Source organism: Actinomadura madurae, from assembly GCF_900115095.1.
GTDB classification, from domain to species: Bacteria; Actinomycetota; Actinomycetes; order Streptosporangiales; family Streptosporangiaceae; genus Spirillospora; species Spirillospora madurae.
Map to the genome: position 1 here is coordinate 77676 of NZ_FOVH01000024.1, position 24982 is coordinate 102657.

Annotated in this window: 21 protein-coding genes; 10 read left to right on the top strand and 11 right to left on the bottom strand. The window is 73.0% G+C overall.

What is annotated here, in order from left to right:
• Window positions 1-18 precede the first annotated feature (18 nt).
• Window positions 19-2841, top strand: coding sequence for a molybdopterin-dependent oxidoreductase (locus BM339_RS42445; protein WP_075024508.1), 2823 nt, complete (start codon window positions 19-21; stop codon window positions 2839-2841).
• Complete coding sequence (locus BM339_RS42450) at window positions 2834-3940, top strand: Mrp/NBP35 family ATP-binding protein (RefSeq protein ID WP_075024509.1); 1107 nt, start codon at window positions 2834-2836, stop codon at window positions 3938-3940. Before BM339_RS42445 ends, BM339_RS42450 begins: the two co-directional genes overlap by 8 nt.
• An 8-nt stretch (window positions 3941-3948) precedes the next feature.
• On the opposite strand, the gene BM339_RS42455 is transcribed toward BM339_RS42450, so the two are convergent.
• Window positions 3949-4863: a LysR substrate-binding domain-containing protein gene (locus BM339_RS42455; RefSeq protein ID WP_021591181.1), complete on the bottom strand. Its 915-nt coding sequence runs from the start codon at window positions 4861-4863 to the stop codon at window positions 3949-3951.
• A 73-nt stretch (window positions 4864-4936) separates the two neighbouring features.
• Between BM339_RS42455 and BM339_RS42460 the strand changes: the two genes are divergently transcribed.
• Complete coding sequence (locus BM339_RS42460; RefSeq protein WP_143118823.1) at window positions 4937-7918, top strand: BRCT domain-containing protein; 2982 nt, start codon at window positions 4937-4939, stop codon at window positions 7916-7918.
• Between the two features lie 22 nt (window positions 7919-7940).
• Here the strand turns inward: BM339_RS42460 and BM339_RS42465 are convergent, their stop codons facing one another.
• Window positions 7941-8804 (bottom strand): LysR family transcriptional regulator, encoded by an 864-nt coding sequence (locus BM339_RS42465; RefSeq protein ID WP_021591179.1) that lies wholly within the window; start codon window positions 8802-8804, stop codon window positions 7941-7943.
• A gap of 70 nt (window positions 8805-8874) precedes the next feature.
• On the opposite strand from BM339_RS42465, the gene BM339_RS42470 reads away from it, so the two are divergent.
• Together BM339_RS42470 and BM339_RS42475 are read left to right on the top strand one after the other, a co-directional pair.
• Window positions 8875-9792: a PhzF family phenazine biosynthesis protein gene (locus BM339_RS42470; protein ID WP_075024511.1), complete on the top strand. Its 918-nt coding sequence runs from the start codon at window positions 8875-8877 to the stop codon at window positions 9790-9792.
• Complete coding sequence (locus tag BM339_RS42475) at window positions 9789-10823, top strand: ornithine cyclodeaminase family protein (protein ID WP_021591177.1); 1035 nt, start codon at window positions 9789-9791, stop codon at window positions 10821-10823. The genes BM339_RS42470 and BM339_RS42475 overlap by 4 nt, the downstream gene beginning before the upstream one ends.
• A gap of 125 nt (window positions 10824-10948) precedes the next feature.
• Here BM339_RS42475 and BM339_RS42480 read toward each other — a convergent pair whose 3' ends face one another.
• Both BM339_RS42480 and BM339_RS42485 read right to left on the bottom strand, forming a co-directional pair.
• Complete coding sequence (locus BM339_RS42480) at window positions 10949-12316, bottom strand: glucose-6-phosphate dehydrogenase (protein WP_021591176.1); 1368 nt, start codon at window positions 12314-12316, stop codon at window positions 10949-10951.
• 28 nt (window positions 12317-12344) lie between these two features.
• Window positions 12345-14174, bottom strand: a complete 1830-nt coding sequence (locus BM339_RS42485; RefSeq protein WP_075024512.1) for a glycoside hydrolase family 15 protein — start codon at window positions 14172-14174, stop codon at window positions 12345-12347.
• A 197-nt stretch (window positions 14175-14371) separates the two neighbouring features.
• Between BM339_RS42485 and BM339_RS42490 the strand changes: the two genes are divergently transcribed.
• Genes BM339_RS42490 through BM339_RS42510 form a run of 5 tightly spaced genes read left to right on the top strand, consistent with a single transcriptional unit; the run spans window position 14372 to window position 18107 of the window.
• Window positions 14372-14581, top strand: coding sequence for a hypothetical protein (locus BM339_RS42490; RefSeq protein WP_021591174.1), 210 nt, complete (start codon window positions 14372-14374; stop codon window positions 14579-14581).
• Between the two features lie 21 nt (window positions 14582-14602).
• Complete coding sequence (locus BM339_RS42495; RefSeq protein WP_075024513.1) at window positions 14603-15175, top strand: MauE/DoxX family redox-associated membrane protein; 573 nt, start codon at window positions 14603-14605, stop codon at window positions 15173-15175.
• Window positions 15175-15723, top strand: a complete 549-nt coding sequence (locus BM339_RS42500; RefSeq protein WP_021591172.1) for a TlpA family protein disulfide reductase — start codon at window positions 15175-15177, stop codon at window positions 15721-15723. The genes BM339_RS42495 and BM339_RS42500 overlap by 1 nt, the downstream gene beginning before the upstream one ends.
• Window positions 15724-15732: 9 nt before the next feature.
• Window positions 15733-17616, top strand: coding sequence for an ABC transporter ATP-binding protein (locus tag BM339_RS42505; RefSeq protein ID WP_075024514.1), 1884 nt, complete (start codon window positions 15733-15735; stop codon window positions 17614-17616).
• Window positions 17613-18107, top strand: a complete 495-nt coding sequence (locus BM339_RS42510; protein WP_075024515.1) for a S26 family signal peptidase — start codon at window positions 17613-17615, stop codon at window positions 18105-18107. Before BM339_RS42505 ends, BM339_RS42510 begins: the two co-directional genes overlap by 4 nt.
• Window positions 18108-18115: 8 nt before the next feature.
• On the opposite strand, the gene BM339_RS42515 is transcribed toward BM339_RS42510, so the two are convergent.
• From BM339_RS42515 to BM339_RS42545, 7 genes are all read right to left on the bottom strand, one after another.
• Complete coding sequence (locus BM339_RS42515; RefSeq protein ID WP_075024516.1) at window positions 18116-19648, bottom strand: class I adenylate-forming enzyme family protein; 1533 nt, start codon at window positions 19646-19648, stop codon at window positions 18116-18118.
• On the bottom strand, window positions 19638-20273 hold the full coding sequence (locus tag BM339_RS42520) for a carboxymuconolactone decarboxylase family protein (RefSeq protein WP_075024517.1): 636 nt from the start codon (window positions 20271-20273) through the stop codon (window positions 19638-19640). The genes BM339_RS42515 and BM339_RS42520 overlap by 11 nt, the downstream gene beginning before the upstream one ends.
• Window positions 20270-20977 (bottom strand): ABC transporter ATP-binding protein, encoded by a 708-nt coding sequence (locus BM339_RS42525; RefSeq protein ID WP_075024518.1) that lies wholly within the window; start codon window positions 20975-20977, stop codon window positions 20270-20272. The genes BM339_RS42520 and BM339_RS42525 overlap by 4 nt, the downstream gene beginning before the upstream one ends.
• Window positions 20970-21698, bottom strand: coding sequence for an ABC transporter ATP-binding protein (locus BM339_RS42530; RefSeq protein ID WP_021591166.1), 729 nt, complete (start codon window positions 21696-21698; stop codon window positions 20970-20972). The genes BM339_RS42525 and BM339_RS42530 overlap by 8 nt, the downstream gene beginning before the upstream one ends.
• Window positions 21695-22678, bottom strand: coding sequence for a branched-chain amino acid ABC transporter permease (locus tag BM339_RS42535; protein WP_075024519.1), 984 nt, complete (start codon window positions 22676-22678; stop codon window positions 21695-21697). Before BM339_RS42535 ends, BM339_RS42530 begins: the two co-directional genes overlap by 4 nt.
• Window positions 22662-23573 (bottom strand): branched-chain amino acid ABC transporter permease, encoded by a 912-nt coding sequence (locus BM339_RS42540; RefSeq protein WP_021591164.1) that lies wholly within the window; start codon window positions 23571-23573, stop codon window positions 22662-22664. The genes BM339_RS42535 and BM339_RS42540 overlap by 17 nt, the downstream gene beginning before the upstream one ends.
• A gap of 84 nt (window positions 23574-23657) precedes the next feature.
• Window positions 23658-24968, bottom strand: coding sequence for an ABC transporter substrate-binding protein (locus BM339_RS42545; RefSeq protein ID WP_083598490.1), 1311 nt, complete (start codon window positions 24966-24968; stop codon window positions 23658-23660).
• Window positions 24969-24982: the final 14 nt, after the last annotated feature.

The window sequence follows — 24982 nt, forward strand, 5'->3', positions numbered from 1 at the left end:
TCGTCCGAGGAGTGCCCTATGACGATCGACCTTCCCGGGATGCGCAACCACGAGAGGCTGCGGAACTACCCGGCGCCAGAGACGTGGGACCACCATGTCGAGAACGACGCCCGCGCCCACCCGCGCAAGGTGCCCCGGGAGTTCATGCTCATCCCGACCACCTGCTTCAACTGCGAGTCGGCCTGCGGGCTCCTCGCCTACGTCGAGAAGAAGGACCTGTCCGTCACCAAGGTGACCGGCAATCCCGCGCACCCGGGCTCCCGCGGCCGCAACTGCGCCAAGGGCCCCGCCACGATCAACCAGCTGGACGACCCCGAGCGCATCCTGCACCCCCTGCGCCGGGCCGGTGAGCGCGGAGCCGGGAAATGGGAGCGCGTGACCTGGGACGAGGCGCTCGACGACATCGCGGCGCGCATCCGGCAGGCGATCCTCGAAGACCGCCACGACGAGGTCCTGTACCACGTGGGACGTCCCGGAGAGGACGGCTTCGCGGAGCGGTTCCTCCAGGCCTGGGGCGTGGACGGCCACAACAGCCACACCAACATCTGCTCCAGCGGCGCGCGGTTCGGCTACACCCTGTGGGGCGGGTACGACCGGCCCTCGCCCGACCACGCCAACGCCAAGGTCATCCTTCTGCTGTCGAGCCACCTGGAGACCGGGCACTACTTCAACCCGCACGCGCAGCGCATCATGGAGGCCAAGCAGGACGGGGCGAAGCTCGTCGTCCTCGACCCGCGGATGTCCAACACCGCGTCCCACGCCGACCTGTGGCTGGCGCCCTGGCCGGGCAGCGAGGCGGCGATCCTGCTGGCCGTGGCCTCGTACCTGATCCGGACGCGGCAGCTCGCGGACGGCTACATCCGCCGGTGGGTCAACTGGCAGACCTACCTGGAACGGCTCCATCCGGACGCGCCTCGCGACTACGAGACCTTCCTGGAACGCCTGGAGTCCGACTACGCCGGCTACACCTTCGAGTACGCGGCCCGCGAGGCCCGCATCCCGCAGGAGCGGATCGAGGAGCTGGCGCGCATCGTCGCCGGCGCCGGGACGAGGCTGGCCGCGCACGTCTGGCGCGCCGCCGCCGCGGGCAACCTCGGCGGATGGCAGGTGGCCAGGTCCCTCTTCTTCCTCAACGTGCTCACCGGAAGCGTCGGCACCGAGGGCGGCACCAGCCCGAACGGCTGGAACAAGTTCGTCGCGCACGGCCCGAACATGCCGGACGCCCACGAGCGCTGGAACGAGCTGCTCTGGCCTCGCGAATACCCGCTGTCGACCAACGAGATGTCGTTTCTCCTGCCGCATTTCCTCGCGGACGGGCGCGCGAGGCTGGCCGTCTACTTCAGCCGGGTCTACAACCCCGTCTGGACCAACCCGGACGGGTTCATGTGGATGGAGACCCTGACCGATCCCGACCGGGTGGGATGCCATGTGGCGCTGACGCCGACCTGGTCGGAGACGGCGGCGTACGCCGACTACGTCCTGCCCATGGGGCACTCCACGGAGCGGCACGACACCCACTCCTACGAGACCCACGCCGGACGGTGGCTGGGCTTCAGGCAGCCCGTGCGCAGGGTCGCCATGGAGAAGACGGGCCAGTCCTTCACCGACACGCGTGACACCAACCCGGGCGAGGTCTGGGAGGAGAACGAGTTCTGGTTCGAGCTGTCCTGGCGCATCGACCCGGACGGCGCACTCGGGATCCGCAAGTACTTCGAGTCCCCGTACCGTCCCGGCGAGAAGGTCACCGTCGACGAGTACTACCGGTACGTCTTCGAGAACTCCGTCCCGTGCCTGCCCGAGAAGGCGAAGGAGGCCGGGCTGACCCCGCTGGAGTACATGCGCAAGTACGGCGTGGTCGAGATCGACTCGGGCGTCTACCGGCTCGACGAGCGGCCCCTCACGCCCGCCGAGCTGGACGGTGCCGAGGCCGACGAGCAGGGCGTGCTGCGCCGGCCGACCACGCCCGACTCGGTCCCACCGCTGATCGGCGAGGCCGGGGCGGTCGGCGTCCGGCACGAGGACGGCACGGCCACCCAGGGCTGGCTCACCCCGTCCCGCAAGCTGGAGATCTACTCGACCGCCGTCGCCGACTTCGGCTGGCCCGAGCACGCGACGCCGGGATACGTGGAGTCGCACGTCTCCTGGAACCGGCTCGACCGGGACGCCGGGGACCTCGTCCTCATGCCGACCTTCCGGCTGCCCACGCTCATCCACACCCGTTCCGGCAACGCCAAGTACCTGAACGAGATCAGTAACACCCACCCGCTGTGGGTGAACCCGGAGGACGCCGCGGGCCCGGTCACCGGCGACCTCGCCACCGACGACCTCGTCCGCGTGCACACCGAGATCGGGCACTTCGTCGCCCGGGTCTGGGTGACGTCCGGCATCCGTCCCGGCGTGGTCGCGCTCTCGCACCACATGGGCCGCTGGAGGCTGCACGAGCAGGACGGCAGCCGGTGGGTGAGCGGGCTGGTGGACCTCCAGCGCGGCGAGGAGGGGGTGTGGCGGCTGCGCTACCGCAAGGGGGTCCGGCCGTTCGCGTCCGGCGACGCCGACAGTTCCCGGATCGACTGGGACGATCCCGGCGTCCACCAGAACCTGGCCTTCGCGGTGCACCCGGATCCGCTGTCCGGGATGCACTGCTGGCACCAGAAGGTGCGGCTGGCCCCGGTCGAACCGGGCGACGAGTACGGCGACGTGGTCGTCGACACGCGCAGGTCGCGGGCCGTGTACCGGGAATGGCTGGAGATGACCCGGCCCGGACCGAACGCGGACGGCCTGCGGCGTCCCGAGTTCCTCATGCGCCCCGTCAAGCCGAAGCGGCGGGCCTTCCATGTCTGACCTGGAGCGGGCGGTCCGCGCCGCGCTCGCGTCGGTCGAGGATCCGGAGCTGCACCGTCCCCTCACCGATCTCGGCATGGTCGCGGACGTGCAGGCGGGGCGGCGCGGCAAGGTCCGCGTCCGCGTCGCGCTCACGACGTCCGGCTGCCCCCTGCGCGAACGCCTGCGCGCCGACGTGGAGGCGGCGGTGCTGGCCGTGCCCGGCGTCCGGGACGTCGCCGTGGAGTTCTCGGCGATGAGCGCGCGGCAGCGGGCCGAGCTGGGAGAGCGGGTCCGGGCGGACTCGCGCAAGGTCCGCGGCGCCCTGTCCGGCGGGAGGCCCGCCGTCTACGCGGTGGCGAGCGGCAAGGGCGGCGTGGGCAAGTCCACCGTGACGGCCAACCTCGCCGTGGCGCTGGCCGCGGCGGGATCCGCGGTCGGGATCCTCGACGCGGACGTGTGGGGCCCTTCGATCCCGCTGCTGTTCGGCGCCCGCCGCCCGCCGGTCGTCCTGGGCGGCCGGATGATGCCCGTCGAGGCCCACGGCGTGCGGCTCATGTCGACCGGCCTCTTCGTGGAGGGCACCGAACCGCTCGTCTGGCGCGGCCCCATGCTGCACAAGGCGATCCAGCAGTTCCTCGACGACGTCCACTGGGGCGACCCGGACGTCCTGCTGGTCGACCTGCCTCCGGGCACCGGGGACGTCTCGCTCTCCCTGCTGGAACTCGTCCCGGACGCGCGGGTCATCGTGGTCACCACGCCGCAGCCCGCCGCCCGGCAGGTGGCCGAACGCGCCGGGCGGATGGCCGCCGACCTCGGTATCGCGGTCGCCGGCGTGGTGGAGAACATGTCCGGCTTCACGTGCGACTGCGGGCGGCACGCCCCGCTGTTCGGATCCGGCGGCGGCGACTCCCTCGCGGACGCGCTCGGCGTCCCGCTGCTCGGCCGCGTCCCCCTCGACGAGCGGCTGCGGGAGTCGGGCGACGCGGGCGTGCCGGTCATGGCGGGCCACCCCGGCTGCGCGTCGGCGGCCGCGCTCCGGGACGTCGCGCTGTCCCTGCCGCTGGAGGGGCCGCGGCGCGGCCTGGCCGGGATGCCCCTGCCGCTCTCGCCCGTCTGACCGCCGGGTCAGTGCGCCGAGGCCCGGCCCGCCTGGACGGCGATCCGCAGCAGCGCCTCCGCGTGGGGCGCCGGCGCTGACCGGCGGGGCCACACGGCCCGCAGCCGCCGGGTCAGCTCGATCCCCGCCACCGGAACCCGGACGAGCTGGCCGGTGCGCAGCTCGTGCTCCACGGCGAGGGCGCTCAGCACCGCGGCGCCCGCGCCCGCGACCACCGCCTCCTTGATGGCCGTGGTCGACGACAGCTCCAGGTGCGGACCCTCGCGCAGCTCGCCGAGCACCCGGTGCAGCGTCTCCCGCGTCCCGGAACCGCGCTCGCGCAGCACCAGGCGCCCGGCGGCCAGCTCACCGGGGGTGAGGGGGCCGCGGCCGTCCGACCAGGGATGGCCGGGCGCGGTCACCACGGCGAGCTCGTCGTCGGCGACCACCAGCTCGGTCAGGCCGTCGTGCGGCGCCGGATCCTCGATGAAGCCGAGGTCGGCCTCCCCGGCCTCCAGCAGCTCCACCACGTCGTGCGAGTTCTCCGCGCGCAGCGCGACCGTCAGCTCGGGCCGCTCGCGGCGCAGCGCGACCAGCCAGCGCGGCATCAGGTACTCCGCGATCGTCATGCTGGCCGCCACGCGCAGCAGGCCGCTGGCCCGGTCGCGCAGGGCCGCCACGTTCGCCATGAGGTCGGCCGCGGGCGCCACCACGTCGCGCGCCCACTCCGCCACGGCCGCGCCCGCCGCGGTCAGCCGCGACCCGGACGGGGACCGGTCCAGCAGCTCCAGCCCGAGCCGGCGCTCCAGCAGCTTGATCCGCGCGCTCGCCGACGGCTGCGAGATCCCGTGCTCCCGGGCGGCCCGGCCGAGGCTCCCCAGGCGCTCGACGGAGAGCAGGAGGTCCAGGTCGGCGAGTTCGGGGGTACCCGGCGCTAGTGGCACGCCCCCACCCTACGAGACCGGGGACGTTACGGATTGCGCCGATGTCGCGTCAGACCGATAAGGTCCGTTGATCATGAAATTGCGAGGGCGCACGGTCGTGCTGTACGGGGACTTCTGGGAGATCGAGAGGGAGTCCGCGACACGGCGGCTCCAGGCCCTCGGCGCCCGGGTGGCGGAGGAGGCGACCGAGGAGACCGACCTCATCGTCGTCGCCCCCGGCGAGCGAGGGCCCGTTCCCCGCACCGACGCGATGCTCCGCACGCCGTACCTCGACGAGGACGCGCTGATCGGCATGCTGGAGCGGGAGGAAGGCGCCGCCGACCCGGTGGAGGCGCCTCCCCGGCCGTTCGTGTCGGTCGCCGAGCTGGCAGGTGCGCGCGGATCCGGCGTTCTGTACGCGCTGCTCGACGGGGCGGACTGGCCGGCCTTCACGCCCGAGCGCGACGTCCCGCCGCTGCGCGCCCGGCTGGACGAGCTGGAGCGCGCCGAGGGCGTGACCGACGCTCACCGGCTGGCGACCCGGCGGCTGATCGACACCGGTGAGGCGCGGCTCCAGCACCCGTACGGCCACGACACGGAGATCGTCGCCCACGCGATGAGCCCGGACGGCCGCTACCTCGCCACCGGGAGCTGGGTCGGCGACGACTACGACGCGGGCGGCGTCCTGCAGATCTGGGAGGTCGCGACGGGCCGGTGCGTCAACACCGTCCGCCGGATCGACGGCGGTATCGGGTGGCCCCGCTACGCGCGCACGATCCAGTGGTCCGCCGACTCGTCCCGCATCGCCATGGTCCACCGCACGAACACGGTGGGGGTCTGGACCTTCGACGGCGAGCCGCTCGCCACGATCGACGTGTCGGACGGCAACTCCCGCCCGTCGGATTTCGCCCTCTCCCCGGACGGGCGCAGCGTCTACTTCCACTGCGGCACCAACGGCGACGGCGGGCTCCAGGGCTGCATCGTCCCCCTGGACCGCGGCCACCTGAGCTGGTTGCCCAACCATGTGGAGACCGACCACCCGTACCTGCTGGCGCGCCGGCTGCCCAACGCCGTCCGGGACGCCTTCGCCTCGCTCGAACGGGGCGACGGCGACTGGCTGGTCGGGCAGTGGATCGAGGACCCGGCGTGGTCGCCCGACGGCGCCCGGCTGTACGGGTCGAACGCCATCAGCGTGGACGCGGCGACGCGCGAGGTCGTCTGGCACGCGCCCGGACGTCTCGCCCGTCTCAGCCCGGACGGCGCCCTCGTCGCGACCGTCTCCCGCCGCGGCCTGTTCCTGCGCGAGGCGTCCACCGGGCGGATCCGCTGCGGCCCCTTCGCGCTCGGCAAGCCCGTCTCCCTGCACTGGGCTCCGGGCCGCACCGTCAACCGGCTGGCCGTCCTGACGCCCCCCACCGGCACCGCCGAGACGGGAGGCGTGCACGTCTTCGACGACGACCGCCTCGTCTTCAGCGCCCAGGTCCCGCATTCGGGGTGGGGGGATCAGGAGGGCGACCACAACGCCTGGGCCTGGGCCCCCGGCGGCGAGCGGGCCGCCTTCCTGACCATCGAGGGGTCCGCCGAGATCTGGTCGTTCGCCGATCCGGCGAACCCCCGGCTGATCCGCAGCGTGCTCGCCGGCGGCGCCGACACGGTCTACTGGGGCGTGGACGACACGCTGGTGGTGCTCGACGACGCGGTCATGCAGTTCGTGAAGGTCGAGACCGGCGAGGTCGTCGGCGACTTCTACTCCCTGTACGTCCCGCCGGGCCCGCGTCCGGTGGAGGGCGACGCCGTCGAGGAGTTCGAGGGGCAGATCTTCGCCCTCGACGAGGACCACTGGGCGATGACGCTCCAGCCCGACGCCGTGATCGCTCCGGAGGGCCGCGAGGACGAGCTGGACGCCCTCCTGGCCTGGGGAGTCGGGCGACGCCACGCCTGGCCGGTCCGCTGGGGCGAGCTTCGCGTGCTGCCCGACGCCCGCACCGCCGCGGACGTGCTGGACTCCGAGGACGGCGAGATCCTCCGCGAGCTTCGCGAGGAGCTGGACCCGGACGGCGACGACTCCGGGGAGTGGCCGCCTCCGAACACGGCGAGCGTGGACGACCTGTTCGAGGCGGCGCGCGCCTCCCTCGCCGACCTCGACCGGTACAGCTGGGGCACCCACATCGCCGACCATCTGCGGGCCGCCGCCCGGCTCCGTGCCCGGCACGGCGAGCCCGAGGCGGCGATGACCCTCGTCGGCGACATCCCCGAACCGGCGGACCGGCTCGCCGCGGCGTCCGGCGTCGCCGTGATCCTCGTCCGCGCCGGGCACGCGGCGTCCGCCCGCGACGCCTTCGCCCTCGCGCGGTCGCTGTACCCCTCGGTGGACCCCAAGATGTTCGACGCCGACAGGTCGGCCTGGTTCGGCGCCGCCTGCCAGGCGCTGGGCGACGCGGCCTCCGCCGAGCAGTGGTTCCGGCACGCCCGCGCGTCCATCGCCCTCGAACCCAACCCGTGGCAGGACCACATCGCCGTCATCCACCCGATGCTGGAGTGCGGACGCGACGATCTCGTACGCGCCCTCCTGGACGACCGCGCCGGGCACCCGGACGGCGGCTTCTTCTGGGAGGCGGAGTGGCTGGTGTACCTGCTGCGCACCGGTCGCCTCGACCTGGCCCGCGAGTTCCAGGGCCTGCCCGGCTGGGACGTCCCGTACGAGGTGCTGACGGTCCTCGCCGAGCAGGGACGCGCCGACCTGATGGAGACGTGGGGAGATCACAACTGGGCGATCGGCGACGACCTCGTCGAACTGGCCCACCGGGGCACGCCCCCGGTCCGGCCTCCGGCGCCGACCGGCCAGGACGTCCGGGACCTGGCCCGGGACCACGCCCGGATCCAGGGCATGCCGCACTCGCGGCGACAGCACCCGACCGCGCAACTGATCGAGACCGCCGCCGAGCGCGGCCACATCTCCGCCGTCCTGGACCTCCTGGAACGCCTGCCGGAGCGCGGTGACTTCAACGACCGCCCCTCGTCCGCGTTCGGTGCGATCTGGCTCCTCCACACCGGCTTCAACCGCCCCCCGTTCTAGCGAGGACGCGCGGGCGGGCGTGCTACGGCTCGACCGTCCGGAGGAGGAGGCGTTCGAGACCGTCCAGAGCCGGATCCGCCTCGGTGCCGGGCCGCCGTGACACGGCGATGTCCACCTCGGGCGGATCCGGCAGGCCATGGCGGGAGGGCAGGCGAGCCGCGCCCGCGGGGATGTTGCCCGCCAGCAGCGCGCCGACCCCGATACCGGCGCTGACCGCGGCCTGGACGGCGTGGACACTGTTGCTCTGGAAGGCGATCCGCCACGCCCGTCCTCGCCGGTTGAGGGCGTCCAGAACCGGAGCCCGCCACTGGCACGGCTGGGAGAACATCACCAGCGGCAGCGGATCGGTGAGGGGATCCAGCGAGGCCGCGGCGGTCCAGAAGAGGGGGACCCGGCGCCGCCACCGGACGGCGTTCTCGCTCATCACGGACGGGTCGCCGAACACCAGGTCCACGCGGCCCTGATCGGCGAGCGGGCGCAGCGCCGCCGCGGCGCCGATGACCACCTCCAGCTCGATCCCCGGGTGCAGCGCGGCGACGTCGGCGAGGGCGGTGGGCAGGGTGGTCATCGCGAGGTCTTCGAGCAGGCCCAGCACGCGCCGCCCGTGCGGCGCGTCCCCGCGCCGGCCGACCGCCGCCCGCGCCTCGTCGTGCAGCGCGAGGACCCGCTCCACGTAGGCGAGCATGGTCTCGCCGGCGGGGGTGATCCGGATGCCGCGCGCTTCCCGTAGGAGCAGCCGCTCTCCGGCGGCCCGCTCCAGCCGCTGGATGCGCTGGCTGACGGTCGGCTGGCTCAGCTGGAGCGCCGCCGCGGCCCGGGTGATGCTGCCCGCGCGGACGGCTCCCGCGAACGAGCGCAGGTCCGCGATCTCGAAATCCCTCTCCATTCGAAAATCTTATGCCTACCATGCCGATATTGCTCTTCTCGATGGGCGGACGGCTTTCTAGCCTGGCGCCATGCCCCAAGACCAGACCGCGTCCGGCCCCGTCGCGTATCACCATGTCGACGTCTTCTCCGACGAGCCCTACGCGGGCAACAGCCTCGCCGTCTTCGTCGACCCGCCCCCGCTGACCGCGGCCCAGATGGCCGCCGTCACGAGGGAGCTGCGCCACTTCGAAACGATCTTCGTGACGCGGTGGCCGGACGGACCGTCCGCCGACGCCCGGGTCTTCGACCTGAACGAGGAGCTCCCGTTCGCCGGGCACCCGGTGCTGGGAGCGGCCGCCGTCCTGCACGACCTCGACGGCACGCCCGACGGCGCCGACCGCGGATGGACGATCCACCTGCCCGCGAGGCCGGTGCGGGTCGCCACGCGCCGGAGCGCCCCGGGCCGGCTCACCGCGCTGATGGACGCTGGCCCGCCCGAGCTGGTCGGCACACCGGCCGCCGAGGACGCCGCGTCCATCGCGGAGCGGCTCGGGCTGTCCGCCGACGATCTCGACCGGCGGCTCCCGCCCCAGGTCTGGTCCACCGGCCTCGCCTATCTCATCGTCCCGGTGCGCGACGGCGACGCGCTCGTCCGGGCGCGGATCGCCTCCCCGGACTTCGAGGGCTTCCTCGCACGCCACGGCGCGCAGTTCGCCTACGTGCTCGACGCCTCCGTCCCGGAAGGCCGGCACTGGAACAACGACGGCGTCGTCGAGGACGTCGCCACCGGCAGCGCGGCCGGATGCGTCGCCGCCTACCTCCTGCACCACGGGCGCGCCGGGGACGGCGTCGAGACCCCGCTGGCGCAGGGACGCCTCACCGGCAGGCCGAGCACCATCGCGATCACCGCGTACGGCCCCGCGGAGCGGCCGGTCCGGGTCACCGTGGGCGGCGGTGTCGCGGTGGTCGGCACGGGACGCCTGCGCGCCCTCCCGGAGCCGCTGTGAGCGCCCCGCAGATCTTCGAGGCCGGCGCCATCCGGCGCGCCATCGGGTTCGAGGACCTCGTGGACCCGGTGGCGGGCGCGCTGGCCGCCTTCAGCCGCGGGCTCGGCGCGTCGCCCCTCGCGGTCTTCGCGCCCGCGGGCCCGGACGGCGACGTGCACGTCAAGTCGGCCTGGCTGCCGGGCCGGCCGGTGTTCACCGTCAAGGTGGCGGCATGGTTCGCGGCGCGGGCGGCCCGCGGCCTCCCGGGCGGGAGCGGATACGTCGCGGTCCACGACGCCGCCACCGGGGACCTCCTGGCGCTGCTGCAGGACGAGCACCACCTCAGCGACGTCCGCACCGCGGCGGCGGGAGCCCTCGCCGCCCGGCTGCTCGCTCCCCGCGACGCCCGCACGCTCGCCGTCCTCGGCACCGGCGTGCAGGCGTACCTCCAGGCGCTGGCGGCCATCGCGGAACGTCCCATCGACACCGTCCTGGTCTGGGGGAGGCGCGCCGACGCCGCGCGGACATTGCGGGCGGCGATCAGCGCGCGGGCGCCCCGGGTCACGGCCACCGTCGTGGCGAACGCCCGGGAGGCCGTCCGGCTCGCCGACGTGATCGTCACCGCGACCTCCAGCAGGCGGCCGATCGTCGCCGGGTCCTGGCTGCGCCCCGGACAGCACGTGACCGCCGTCGGCGCCGACGACGCGACGAAGGCCGAACTCGACCCCGAGTGCTTCCGGCGCGCGGACCTCCTCGTCGTCGACAGCAGGGCCGACGCGCCCGTCCACGCCGGCGACCTGCGCGCCGCCCTCGCGGCGCACGCCGTCACCGAGGCCGGCATCGGCGCGGAACTCGGCGACCTCGTCCCGGACGGGCACGCCCGCCGGAGCGGAACCCAGATCACCGTCGCCAGACTCATCGGCCTCGGCGTCCAGGACCTCGCCGCCGCGGAGACCGTGCTCCCACGCCTGACCGCCGCCACCCCGCCCGAAGCCGGAACCCCACCCCCGGCATCGGTCCTCGACCTCCACCGAACCCCGGAAACGAGCTGATACCCGCCAGCCCGCCGGGCAACGACACGCCGCGTACTACTCCGAGAAGGCGATCGCCTCGGTGCGGCGCATCGCCGCGGAAGGGGCCGTACGGGTTCTGACCGGGCGACCCGCACGCTTCCCGGTCAACGAGGTGGTCGCCGGAGTCCGCTAGAACCGGCCGGGTAGTCCTGGAGCGGTACGCGGTCGGCGGCCCAGGCGGACATGACGGGGGCGAGGACGCGCCAGGCCTCCTCCGCCTCGTCGCCCCGGATGGACAGGGCGGCGTCGCCGTGCAGGACGTCCAGCAGCAGCCGTCCGTAGGCGGGCAGCTCGGGGGCCTCCATCCGCGCCGTCATGGTGAGCGGGGTGAGGGTGCGCGCACCGGAGCCGATGCCGGTGAGCCCCAGGGTCATGTTCTCCGGGTCGAGGCCGAAGCGGAGCACGTTGGGCAGCGCCTCCCCCGCGTGGCCGAAGGGCAGGTGCGGGACGGGCCGGAAGTGGACCGCGACCTCCTTGCGGTCCTCCGCGAGCGCCTTGCCGCTGCGGATCCGGAAGGTCGTCCCGGACCAGCGCCAGCTTTCCAGCCGCAGCTCCACCTCGGCGAACGTCTCGGTGCGGCGCCGGGCGTCCACGCCGTCCTCGTCGATGTAGGCGGGGACGTCGCGGTCGCCGACGCGGCCGGCCGTGTAGCGCGCCCGGCGGGTGCGGCGCAGGACGTCCTCCTCGGTGAGGGGCCGGACCGAGCGCAGCACGTCGATCTTCCGGTCGCGCAGGTCGCGCTCGTCGAGGCTGAGCGGCGGTTCCATGGCCACCAGGCACAGCACCTGGAGCAGGTGGTTCTGCACCATGTCCCTCAGCGCCCCGACGCCGTCGTAGTAGCCCGCCCGGCCCTCCAGCGCGAGCGACTCGTCCCAGACGATGTCCACCTCGGAGATGTGCGCGCTGTTCCAGAGGGGCTCCAGGACGCGGTTGGCCAGCCGGCTGCCGAGCAGGTTCTGGACGGTGGTCATGGCGAGGAAGTGGTCGACGCGGAACACCGCCTGCTCGGGGACGACCTCCGCCAGCAGCCGGTTCAGCTCCACCGCGCTGTCCAGGTCCTCACCGAACGGCTTCTCCAGGACGATCCGGCTGCCCGGCGGCAGGCCCGCCCCGCGCAGGGCGGTGACGGTGCCGGGGAAGACCGCCGGGGGAAGGGCGAGGTAGAGGGCGACCGGCCCGTCACCGGCGACGAGGTCGGCGAGGTCGGCGGTGTCGGTGGCGTCCGCCCGGCGGTAGCGGACGGCGCCGGTGAGCCACGTCCTGACCTCGGCGGGGGAGGAGCGGTCGTGCCGGTCGAGCTGCCCGGCCGCCCATTCCCGGAACTCCCCGTCGCTCCAGCCCTTCCGGTCGGCGCAGGTCAGCCGGAACCCGTCGGGGAGGTGCCCGGCGGCCCGCAGGGCGGCCAGCCCGGGGAGCAGGAAGCGGGCGTTGAGGTCGCCCGTGGCGCCGAAGACGACGAGCCGGTCGATCATGCCCCTGTCCCTTCATGCCGTGGTCCCTTCATGCCGTGCCGCCCGCTTCCGCTCGGGCGAGGGTGACGCCGCTGGCGATGATGCCGATGTGGCTGAACGCCTGGGGGAAGTTGCCCATGAACGTGCCCGTCGACGGGTCGATCTGCTCCGGAAGCAGCCCGAGCGGGCTCGCCCGGGAGCACAGTGAGGCGTACAGCTCCTGGGCCTGCTCGATGTGGCCTTGCAGGACGAGGTTGTCGACCAGCCAGAAGCTGCACAGCAGGAAGGCGCCCTCGTCGCCGGGCAGGCCGTCGGGCGACCGGTCGTGCAGGTAGCGGTAGAGCAGGCCGTCCCCCGCGGACAGGCGTTCGGCGATGGCCGAGGTGGTGGCCCTCATTCTCGGGTGGCCGGCCGGGACGACGTTGCGCAGCGGGAGCGCGAGCAGGCTCGCGTCCAGGCTCCCGCCGCCGTCGAGGTGCTCGCTCAGGCACTGCGCGTCCTCGTCCCACGACCGCTCAAGGATGAGCCGGCGCAACTCCTCGGCCTTGGCACGCCAGGTGTCGATCGGACCGGGCAGGCTGAGCCGCGCGCCGATGGACGCGGCCCGGTCCAGCGCCACCTGGCACATCCCGGCCGAGTAGGTGAACACCCGGCCCTCGCTGCGCACCTCCCAGATCCCCTGATCCGGGTGCCGCCACGCGTCCGCGGCGGTCTCGGTCAGTTCCGCCAGCTTGGACCACAGCGCCGGCTGGAGGTCGCCGCCGGCGAGCAGCCACTGGTCGGCGCAGTCGAGGACCTCCCCGTAGATGTCGTGCTGACGCTGGTCCGCGGCGCCGTTGCCCCACCGCACGGGGGACGAGCGCCGGTAGCCCTCCAGGCCGGCGTCCGGGATCTCCTCGGGGACGGGATCGGCGCGCAGGGTGTACATGATCCGCGGCAGGCGGCCGCTCTCGAAGGCGTCCAGGACCCAGCCGAGGAAGCCGTCCGCCTCGCATCGGAACCCGACGCGGCGCAGCGCGAACACGGTGAAGGCGGCGTCCCGGATCCAGGCGTACCGGTAGTCCCAGTTGCGGACCCCGCCGATCGGCGCGGGCAGCGAGGACGTCGGGGCCGCCACCATGGAGCCGTTGACCCAGTCGTCGCACAGCTTCAACGTGATCGCGGCGCGCCGGACCAGCGGCTCCTGCGGGCCGCCGTAGCCGAAGCCGCCCATCCAGCGGCGCCACGCCTCGGCGGTCTGGCGCAGCACCGTCCCGGGGTCGAACCGGTGGTGGCGGTGGAGGCGGCCCCAGGAGAGCGTCAGGTCCAGACGTTCGCCCTCGGTCAGGTCGTGCACGGTGCTCAGCCCGTCCAGCGGGCGGTTGGAGCGCAGATGCAGGCGCAGGTCCGGCCGCCGCGCCGCCCGCACCTCCAGCCCGCTGGCCAGAACGCGGGCCTGCGCGCCGTCGCGCGGCCACAGCTCCGCGTGCAGCCGGACGGCACCGTCCAGGACGACCGCTGACCGGACGAGCTCGTCCCGGCCCGCCCCCGCGTCGTCGGACAGGTCCGCGCCCGCGCGCAGGCCCAGCGCATCGGTGACCCTGACCAGGCCGGACGGGCCGCGCAGCTCGGTCACCAGCACCGCCGTGTCGGGCTCGTAGTACTGGCGCGCCTCCCGCAGGTCCGCCACCGTCAGGGTGAAGTGCCCGCCGCGCGCGTGATCCAGGAGGCCGGACAGCAGCGGTTCGCTGTCGAAGCGGGGCAGGCACAGCCACGGGATCGAACCGTCCAGGGCGACCAGCGCCGCGGTCGTGCCGTCCCCGACCAGGCCCAGGTCCTCCAGCCGCGGATAGCCCTCCGATCGGCGAACCGGGCGGAACGGTGGATCGGGATGGAGCATGCCGGCCTCCTTCTCACCGACCGCGCCGCCGACAAGCGACGTGTCCGCTCCGGCCCCGGCTACGCGTGAGCGCGCGGAACTTTGCGATATCCGCAGGACGGAATGGGGTGCAGCCTAGCTGCGGTGAAGCGGCGATGAAGCTGATCTGAACACGGCTGGTGATCTCATGGTCGCCGGTCGACGAAGGAGACTTGAGAATGCTCGCGAAGCTCGAAGAGCTCGGTGACCGCCTGCTCGGCTTGGTGGTCCCCCAGGCGCAGGCGTCCGCCAGGGACACGTGCTGCTGGTATGACGGTGTCTGCGACCGCACCCGCGACTGGTGGTGCTGCTACACCCCGGGCGGAACCGCACCCGGACGGTGCCCTGCCGGCGCCTACTGCGCCTACTCCAACCCCCACCCCTGCTAGTCCCGCGTCAAAGGGTGTGTGATGGCGTACGTCGCGCTGGGGTGCCGCTGCATGGTCGGGCTGGTGTTCGCCGCCTCGGTCCTGGGCAAGCTTCGCGGCCGCGAGTCCTACGCCCGGTTCGTGGCGGCCGCCGGCCGGCTGGGACCGGGGTGGGTGCTCTCCCGGATCCCGGCACCCGTGGTGGCCGGTGGTGTGATCGCGGCTGAAGCGGCGGTGCTGGTGCTCCTGGTGCCGCCGGGGACGGCGTGGATCGGTTTCGCCCTCGCCGGTCTTCTGGCGATGGCCTTCGCCGTGGCGGTCCTGGCCGCGCTGCGGCGCGGGGATCGCGCACCCTGCCAGTGCTTCGGGGGCTCGGACCGGCCGGTCAGCGGGGTGCATCTGGTCCGGAACGGCGTGCTCGCCGCTGCCGCCGCCCTCGGAACGACCGCCGGCGCGGTCGCGGCCGGGCCGCTGGAGCCGGCGGGCGGCGTCATCGCCGCGGTCGCCGGTGCCGTGGTCGCCGCCTTCGTGGTGACCGCCGACGACCTTGCCGGACTGTTCCGTCCCGTGGTGTCTCCAGAAGGACACCACGCCACGAAAGGATTCTCGCGTTGATGCCCTTCGTCGCGGCGCTGGCCCTCCTGGCACTCGCGGTCTGCCTGCTGGACCTGGTCCTCACGCTCGGCGTCGTCCGCCGGCTCCGGCACCACACCGAGCTGATCTCGAACCTGTCGTCCGGGGGACGGCGGCCCTACGCGATCCTCGACGAGGGGGAGACCGCCGGGTCGTTCGAGGCCGTCGCCACCACCGGCGAGCCGGTGTCCCGGGACGGGCTCTCCGGCCTGACCCTGATCGGCGCCCTCGCGCCGGGGTGCAGTGCCTGCGAGGAGAAGCTGCCCGCTTTCATCGATTACGCGAGGACGTTCTCCGGTGGACGCGACCAGGTGATCGCCCTCGTCGTGGGATCGGAGGACGAGACGGAGACCTACCGCGAGCGGCTGGAGCCGGTCGCCCGGGTCGTCGTCGAGCCGCCGGTGACCGGTGAGATCGGCACGGCGCTGGGGCTGGGCTCCTTCCCCGCGTTCGGCATCTTCGACGAGTCCGGGACCGTGGTCACCAGCGGCATGGAGCTGAACCGCTCGGCCTCCGCCGCCGGAGTGTGACCGCCGCTCATGCGCGACACCCAGGGCGAGGTCAGGACCGGGGTCAGAGCCGGTGCTGCCAGGATCAGGGGCGCCCTGGGGCTGGCCTGGCGCGCCGGCCGCCACCAGATCCTCGGCTACGGGGCGCTCGAACTGGTCGCGGCGCTGGTGCCGGTCTCGGTGGCGTGGCTGACCAAGCTCGCGCTGGACGCCATAACGGGGCCGCCCGCGAGCGGTTCGGCGCTGGCCTGGATGGGCGGCGGGCTCCTGGTCGCGGGGCTGGCCGTCGCCGTCCTGCCGCAGATGTCGTTCTACATCCGGCAGGAGCTCGAACGCCGGATCGGCCTGACCGCCCAGGACCGGCTCTTCGCGGCGGTCGAGCGGCTCCCCGGCCTGGCCAGGTTCGAGAACCCGGCGTTCCTGGACCGGCTGGCGATGGCCCAGGGAGCCGGTGGCCGCGCCCCCGCGATGCTCGTCTTCGGTGTGCTGACCGTCTGCCGCGGCGCGATCACCATCGTCGCGTTCCTCGGCTCGCTGCTGCTGATCAGCCGCTGGCTGACGCTGGCGGTGACGCTCGCGGCCGTCCCGGCACTGGTCGCCCACCTGCATCTGTCCCGGCTCCGCGCGGGGATGATGTGGCGGATCACCCCGATGGAGCGGCGTGAGGCCTTCTTCCAGCGGCTGCTGAGCAGCGTCCAGGCGGCCAAGGAACTCCGCCTGTTCGGGACCGCCCGGTACTTCCGCGAACTGATGACCGCGCAGCGGCAGGAGGCCAACGCGCAGCGGCGCCGGATGGACCGGCGCGACCTGCTCACCCAGTCCGGGCTGGGAGTCCTGGCCGCCGGGATCTCCGGGGCAGGGCTGCTGTGGGCGCTTTTCACCGCCCGGTCCGGTGGACTCACGGCCGGTGACATACCGCTGCTCATCGCCTCGGTAGCGGGCGTCCAGGCCGCCGCGACCTCCCTGGTGAGCAACGTGACCCAGGTCGACCACCAGTTGTTGCTCTTCGACCATTACCTCACCGTCACCGGAAGTGAGCCGGATCTGCCGGTGCCTGCCGGAGCGCGGGCGACACCGCCGTTGCGTCGAGGCATCGAGCTGCGCGGGGTGTGGTTTCGCTACTCGTCGGAGCACCCCTGGGCGCTGCGCGATGTGAACCTCACGATTCCGCACGGCCGGTCGGTGGGCCTGGTGGGCCGCAACGGTGCTGGCAAGAGCACGCTGGTCAAGCTGCTGTGCCGGTTCTACGACCCCGAGCGCGGCGCGATCCTGTGGGACGGGGTGGACCTGCGCGACATCGACCCGGCCGACCTGCGGTCACGGATCGGCGTGGTGTTCCAGGACTACATGGAGTACGACCTGACCGCGGCCGACAACATCGGGCTCGGCGACCTCCGCGACCGGGACCGCGACCGCGTGCAGGCCGCGGCTCGCAAGGCCGGCGTTCACGACGCTCTCGCCGCACTGCCCCGCGGCTACGACACGCCGCTGTCGCGCCTGTTCTCCACGAAGCTGTTCTCGCCGGACCTCGGAGACGATGACAGGGACCCCGAGGTCGGTGTCCCTCTGTCCGGGGGACAGTGGCAGCGGCTGGCGCTGGCCCGCGCCTTCCTGCGCGACCAGCGCGACCTGCTGATCCTCGACGAGCCCAGCTCCGGCCTGGACGCCGAAGCCGAGCACGAGATCCACACACGTTTGCGCGAGCACCGCGCGGGCCGGACCAGCGTGCTGATCTCGCACCGGCTCGCGGCCGTCCGCGACGCCGACCTGCTCGTCGTCCTCGACCAGGGACGGATCGTGGAACAGGGCGGCCATGCCGAGCTGATGGCGGCGGACGGCAGGTACGCCCAGCTGTTCACCTTGCAGGCGAGCGGCTACCAGCCGGACCCGGCCATGGACGTGCCCACGCCATGACCGGGACCGTGCTCGCCGCCGCAGCCGCGCTCGCCGGGACCGCCGCGCTCATCGCCTGGCTGCGCCGCCGCTACGTCGTCATCGACGTCGACGGCCAGAGCATGCGGCCCACGCTCGACGCGGGCGACCGCGTCCTGGTCCGCCGCCGGTCGCTGCGGCACGTCCGGGCCGGCGACATCGTCGTGGTCGAGAACACCGCTCGCCAAGGGACGGACCGCCGCCCGAGCGCCGCCGCACACGGACGCCGGGGCGGCTCCGGCCACGCCTGGGTGATCAAGCGGGCGGCGGCCGTGCCCGGCGACCCGGTGCCCGCGTCGCTGGCCGCCAGGGTGTCGGCCCCCGCCGGTACCCCCGTACCGGACGGCCGCATGCTCATCCTGGGCGACAACACCATGGCGAGCTTCGACTCCCGCCACTACGGCTACCTTTCCGGAGCCGGCGTGCTCGGTGTCGTCATACGCCGCCTGAAGGCTCCGGGAAAGACCGGCTGACCTCTTGGTCACCAGCCCGGCCAACCCTGCCGCAGTTCCTTCTTGTCGATCTTCCCCACCGCCGTCACCGGCAGCGACGCGACGAGGACGACCCGCTTGGGACGCTTGTAGGCGCTCAGGGCTTCGCGGGCCACGGCCTGAATCGCCTCGGCCGTCACGTCGGACCGCTCGGGCACGACGAACGCGACGACGGCCTCGCCCCAGTCCGGGTGCGGGACGCCGGTGACGGCCGCCTCCTGCACGCCGGGGACCCGGACGAGCGCCTGCTCGACCTCGGTGGAGTACACGTTGAGCCCACCGGTGATGATCATGTCGTTCTTGCGGTCCACGAGGTACAGGTAGCCGTCCTCGTCGAGGTAGCCGAGGTCGCCGGTGTGCAGCCAGCCGTCGCGCAGGGCCTCGGCGGTCTCCGGCTCCCGGCCCAGGTAGCCGATCATCGTGTACGGCGCGCGGGCGACGACCTCCCCGACCTCGCCCGGCTCGCATGCCGACCCGTCCTCCTTGCGCACCTCGACCCGGGCCATCACCACCGGCTGGCCGCAGCTGGCGAGGCGGCGCACGTCCCGTCCCTCGACGCGGTGGTCGTCGCGGCGCAGGCGGGTCAGGAAGTTCGGCGCCTCCGACTGCGCGTACAGCTGCACGAACACCGGCCCGAACCTGCGCAGGCCGTCCCGGAGCCGTTCGAGGCTGATCGGCGCGGCGCCGTACAGGATGGTGCGCACCGAACTCGTGTCGATGTCCGCGCGGGCGGCCACCGCGTCGATCAGCCTGTAGATCATCGTCGGCACCATGAACAGGTAGGTGACCCGGTCGCGGGAGATGCGGTCGAGGACCACCTCGATGTCGAAGCCCTGCTCGACGAACACCGACGCCCCCTTGGAGAGCGCGGCCTGCAGCAGGAAGCCGGCGCTGTGCGGCAGCGGCGACGTCAGCAGCAGCACGTCCGCGGCGCCGAGCTCCATCTCGACCAGGTGCGAGAGCAGGTTCGCCGCGATCCCGCGCTGCGTGTGCAGCACGCCCTTCGGCCGTCCCGTCGTGCCGCCGGTGTACATGATCAGCGCCAGCGCGTCCGGCGGCACGGGCGGCTCGGCGGCGAGCGGCGCGTGGCTCACCGCGGCGTCCCAGGATCCCGGGCCGGCCCCGCCGCCGCGGACCACGACCAGCGGATCGGCGCCGTGCTCGCGCGCGGCCCCGATCACGTCGAGCCGGTCCGCCTCGATCAGGCACACCCGCGCGCCGGAGTCCGCCAGGATGTACGCCTGCTCCTCGGTCGACAGCATCAGGTTCAGCGGGACCTTCGCCGCCCCGAGCAGCGCGATGGCGAGGTCGGCCACCACGTACTCGGCGCCGTTCCGCAGGATGATCGCGACCGGGTCGCCCGGCCCGGTGCCGAGCTCGGCGAGGTGGCCCGCGACCGCCCGCGACGCGCGCTCCAGGTCCGCGTACGTCCAGGTCTCGCCGCCTGCCACCACGGCGCGGCGCGATCCGTGGCGCCGGATCGCCGCCGAGAGGTAGTCCCGCAGGATCGCCTCAGTGGTCACGTTCGTCTCGTCCTTCCAGCTCTGTTCCGGCCAGATCCGTTCCGGGTAGGGGGCTGCGGGCGACCCGCATGGCGAGCCCGAGGGCTCGGTAGAGACCGGTCAGCCAGACGACCTCCTGCAGCCGTCTCCAGCCGAGCCGGTCGACGGCGTCGTCGAACGCGGCGTCGTCGAGGTCGCCTTCGTCGACGAGGCGGCGGGCCACGCGATGGACGGTGCGCAGCGGCTCGCCGAACCGGGGCACCTCGCCCGCGCGAATGCTCTCGGCCGCCTCGGGGGCGAGGCCCGCCGCCAGCGCCACCGGACGGTGCCCCGCCCACATGAAGCCGGCGCGCTCCGCGACCGCGACGACCAGGATCACCAGCTCACGCTCGATGACCGCCAGGTCCGAGTCACGGAAGCTGGCCGCGGCCTCCAGCACGGCCGCGCCCACGTGCGGGCTCGCCGCCATCAGGTCGAACGGGCCGACCAGGCGGCCGCCGGAGTCGAAGGGGCTCACACCGAGCGAACCGTCGCCCCAGTCGTCCCGGATCCGGTCGACCAGGCCGCGCTGCGCGGCGTCGAGGTCGCCGGCCGTCGTCCACGGGGCGCGGCCCAGCCGCGGCGGCCCGCCGGCTGCCGTGCTCATCGGTCCCCGAGATACGCCTTGCGCACGCTGTCGGACTTCAACAGCGCGGCACCGGTGTCCTCAAGGACCACCGTGCCGTCGGCGAGGACGTAGCCCCGGTCCGACAGCTCCAGGGCCTTCTGCATGTTCTGCTCGGCCAGCAGGACCGTGACGCCGGCGGCGGTCACGCGCTCGATCGTGGCGAAGACCTCCCGCACGACGATGGGCGCCAGCCCGAGCGACGGCTCGTCGAGCACGAGCAGCGACGGCCTGGAGATCAGGGCACGGCCGAGCGCGACCATCTGCTGCTCGCCGCCCGACAGCGTGCCCGCCAGCTGGCGTGGACGGCGGCCCAGGATCGGGAACAGCTCGTACACCTCGTCCAGCGCGCCGCTCGCCCGGCGCCGGGCCACCGGATGGTGCAGGCCGATCAGCAGGTTGTCGCGCACCGACATGTCCTTGAACAGCCGCCGCCCCTCCGGCACCAGGGCGATCCCGAGCGCGGGCCGGTCCGTCGCGGGCCGCCCCGTGATGTCGTCCCCGTCGAACGTGACGGTCCCGCCGCTGATGGGCTGCATGCCCATCAGCGCCTTGACCAGGGTGCTCTTGCCGGCGCCGTTCGATCCGACCAGCGAGACGACGGAGCCCGGCTCGACCCGCAGATCCACCCCGCGCAGAGCGACCGCCTCGCCGTAGCTGACCCTGAGACCCTTGACGTCAAGCATCGACCACTCCTCCCAGGTAAGCGGCGACCACGGAGGCCTCGGCCAGCACGTCCTCGGGACGGCCGCTGGCCAGGTTGCGCCCCTGGTTCAGCACGTACATCCGGTCGGCCAAGGTCGCGACCGCCCGGACGTTGTGCTCGATGTAGACGACGGCGACCCCGCTGTCCCGCAGCGACGAGATCAGCTCCATCCCCTCCTCGGTCTCCGACGGGTTCAGCCCGCCGAGGACCTCGTCGAGCAGGATCAGCTGCGGATCCAGCGCCAGCGCTCGGGCGATCTCTAGGAACTTGCGCTCGTGGAGGTTCAGGACGTCGACTGGGCGGTCGGCGTGTTTCCCCAGCCCGACCCGGTCGAGCACGCCGCGGGCGCGCTCCACCGCCGCCGACCTGGCCATGTGGTCCCGGCCGAACATGCACGCGGTCGCCACGTTCTCGACGACGGTGAACGAGCCCATCGGCCGCGGAACCTGGAAGGTCCGGGCGATCCCCAGGCGGGCGCGCCGGTGCGGACTGGACCGGGTGATGTCCCTGCCGCGGAACTCCACGGACCCGCCCGTCACCGCGAGCGAGCCCGCGATCCCGCTGAGCAGGGTGGTCTTGCCCGAGCCGTTCGGCCCGACCAGGCCCACGATCTCGCCTTCCGACACCTCCAGGCCGACGCGGTCGAGGGCGGTCACCCCGCCGAACCGCTTGGTGACGTCGACGCAGCGCAGCAGGGTCATCGTGCTCCTCCCCGGACGCCGAGCGCCGCACCGGCGCGCGAGACGAAGCCGGACACGCCCTGGGGCATCACCGCGATCACGGCCACGAGGCTCAACCCCACGATCACCTGCGCCATCTCCGCCGACCCCAGCCCGAGGAGCGCCTCGCGCAGCGTCACGACCAGCCCGGCGCCGATGACCGGCCCCCACCAGCGGCCCATGCCGCCGAGAATCGCCATCATGATCACGAACAGCGGGATGTTGAGCGCGAAGACCGCGCCCACCTCGACGTAGCCGAGGAACACCGCCTGCGGCGCACCGGCCAGCCCGGCCAGCGCCCCGCTCACCGCGAAGGCGACGACCTTGTACCGGTAGGTCGGCACGCCCAGGGATTCGGCGACCGCCTCGTCGTCGCGGATCGACCGCAGGGCCGTGCCCCACCGCGTGGTGGACGTCGCCACGGCCGTGGCCGCGCTCAGCCCGGCCAGAAGAGCGGCCACGATGTACAGGTGGCGCGCGGACGAGCCGATCCAGCTGCCCGCGGTGTGCTCCCGGACGAACACGCCCGTGCCGCCGTCGAGGAACGACACGTTCGACACCATCGTCATCACGATGAACGCCATCGCCAGCGTCACCAGGCCGAACAGGTCGCCGGCGAAGCGCGGCGACGAGAACACCGCGAGCCCCACGAGCAGGGCGAGCGCGCCCCCGACCGCGCCCGCGACGAGCAGCGCGACGACGAAGGGGGCGTCGGTCGAGCGGAGCACCGCGGCGGCCGCGTAGGTGCCGAGGCCGAAGAAGACGCCGTGGCCGAAGCTCGCGTACCCCGAGTTGCCGGAGAACAGGTTCCAGCTGAGCGCCAGCGCGACCCAGATCAGGAACTGGTAGCCGAACGAGACCGCGAAGCCGGAGCCGAACGCGGGGACGGCGAGGACGAGCAGCACGCCGACGGCCACGATCAGCAGCGGCCGGCGGAGCGACGGATCAAGCCAGCGATTCACGGGTGGCTCCCGACGACAGGCGTTCCCGGAAGAGGCGCGCGAGGGGTTGCAGGGCGAGGAAGGCGAACAGCAGGCCGAACGTCACCGCCGGCGACCACTCCGGCGGGAACCACAGCGACCAGGCGTTCTGGATCATCATCAGCAGGATCGCCGCGAGCAGCGCGCCGAGCGGCCGGCCGAGCCCGCCCAGCAGGGTCGCCACGACCACGGTGCCGACCCAGTTCAGCGGCAGGCCGGGCGACAGCGGCATCTTGAGCGCCACCACCATGCCGGTGGCCGCGGCGCTCGCGGCCGCCAGCCCGGAGATGACCAGGGTGATGGGCAGGATCCGCACGCCGAGGGTCTCGGCGATCGAACCGTCCTGGCGCATCGCCTGGACCGCCCGGCCCCACCGGGTGCGGTGCAGGGCGAGCGCCGACGCCCCGACCATGACCACCGCGAACACCGCCGCGACGAGGTCGATCGGGGACACCGACAGCGAGCCGACCTGGATGCTCTCGGTGAGCCCCTCCGACAGCCAGGACCGCATGCTCCGCAGATCCGGGCTCCAGATCATCGACACGACGCCCTCGGCGGCGATGAACAGGGCGAACGTGAGCAGCAGGCTGGTGAACGCCTCGGCCTTGATGACGTGCAGGAAGTACTGGACCACCACGCCGACCAGGAAGAACGCCGGCACCGTGACGACCAGCGTCAGGAACGGGCTCCACAGCAGCTCGGTGAGCAGCGTGTAGGTCAGGTATGCGCCCAGCAGTGTGAGCGAGAGGTGGAAGAAGTCGGGGACGCCGAGGTGGCCCCACTTCATCGTGATCCCCAGCGCGATGCTCCCGAACAGGCAGCCCATGAACAGCCCGTTCAGCAACGTCTGCGCCAAGGCCAGCGTCGATACCGCCATTCTGCGGTCCTTCCGGGTAGCGCGGGTGCGGCGGGCCGCGTGGGCCCACCGCACCCGCATGGCATGCTCAGGCGAGCGGGACGGTCAGGGCTCGTACCGGATCTCGGCTCCCGCGATGTCCTTCGGCCAGACGAGGACGCGCTTGCCGTCCTGGATCTGCGTCACCCGGTTGAGGTCGGCGCCGTAGTTGTTGTAGCCGTCGAACGACAGCCGGCCGACGATCGTGTCGACCTTGTTGTCGTTGAGCCAGGCGATGATCTTCTTGTTGTCGACGCCCACCTCGCCGACGGCGGTCAGCAGGATCTGCCAGGCGGCGAATCCGGCGGCCGCCTGGGTCTCGACCAGCGGGAAGAGCTTCTTCGCCTTGGCCGCCTCGCTGAAGCTCTTGGCGAAGTACCGCGCGATGTCGGTGTCGCCGAGCGGCGCGTGGTTCTCGTAGATCGAGGAGAGCAGCATCCCCTCGGCCTTGTCCCCGAGGCCCGCGATCGAGGCCGGTGACGGCAGGGCGGCGTACACGGTCTTCGGCTTGTACCCGATCGTGTCGAACGCCTGGTAGATGTTGGTCACGTCCGCGCCGAGCGAGCCGAGGTAGACCAGGTCCGGTCGCTGGCTGGAGATCCGGGTGGCGATGGAGCTGAAGTCCGTCGTGCCCATGTCGTACTGGACCGACCCGGCGATCTTGACGCCGGCGGCCTTGAACGCCTTCTCGATCGCGGCGGTGTAGCTGAGGGTCGTGGGGAACTTGGCCGTCGCGAGGAACATCGACTTCGGTGCGTGGCCGCTGGACTTGAGCGCCTCGACCAGCGTCTTCGCCTGCGCGTCGAACATCTGCGACGGGTCGGAGACGCCGCCGCCGATCTGCCAGCTCGGGAAGTGGTTCTCCCCGATGAGCTTGTCGGGCGCCCCGTTCGTCGCGGTCGGGTACGCGTAGCCGGCCTTGGTGACCGGACCGGCGCCGGCGAGCGTCGCGGCGCCGCCGTAGGGGCCCATGACGAGGTCGACCTTGTCGCCGATGAGCCGCGAGTAGTTCGACGTGACCTGGGCCGGGGTCGACTGGTCGTCGAGCACCTTCCACTGGATCGGGCGGCCGTCGATGCCGCCGCACTCGCCGACCCACTCGGCCACGATCTCCCCGACCTGCTCGTGGACGAGGCCGGTCGGCGCCAGCGCGCCCGTGAGGCTCAGGGACGCGCCGACCACGATCGGCTTCCCGGTCGGCTTGGTGCCTTCCTTGCACTCCATGCCTGCGAAGGGGGCGACCAGCTTGGCGTCGGCCAGGCCGGCCGTCGCGTCCCGGTTCTGGGAGGCGTCCTTGACGCCGCCACATGCCGTTATCACCATGAGGGCCGCCGTGACAGCGGCTATTCCGGCGCCGCGCCTGGGGTGGATGGACATGCTCGTTCCCCTGT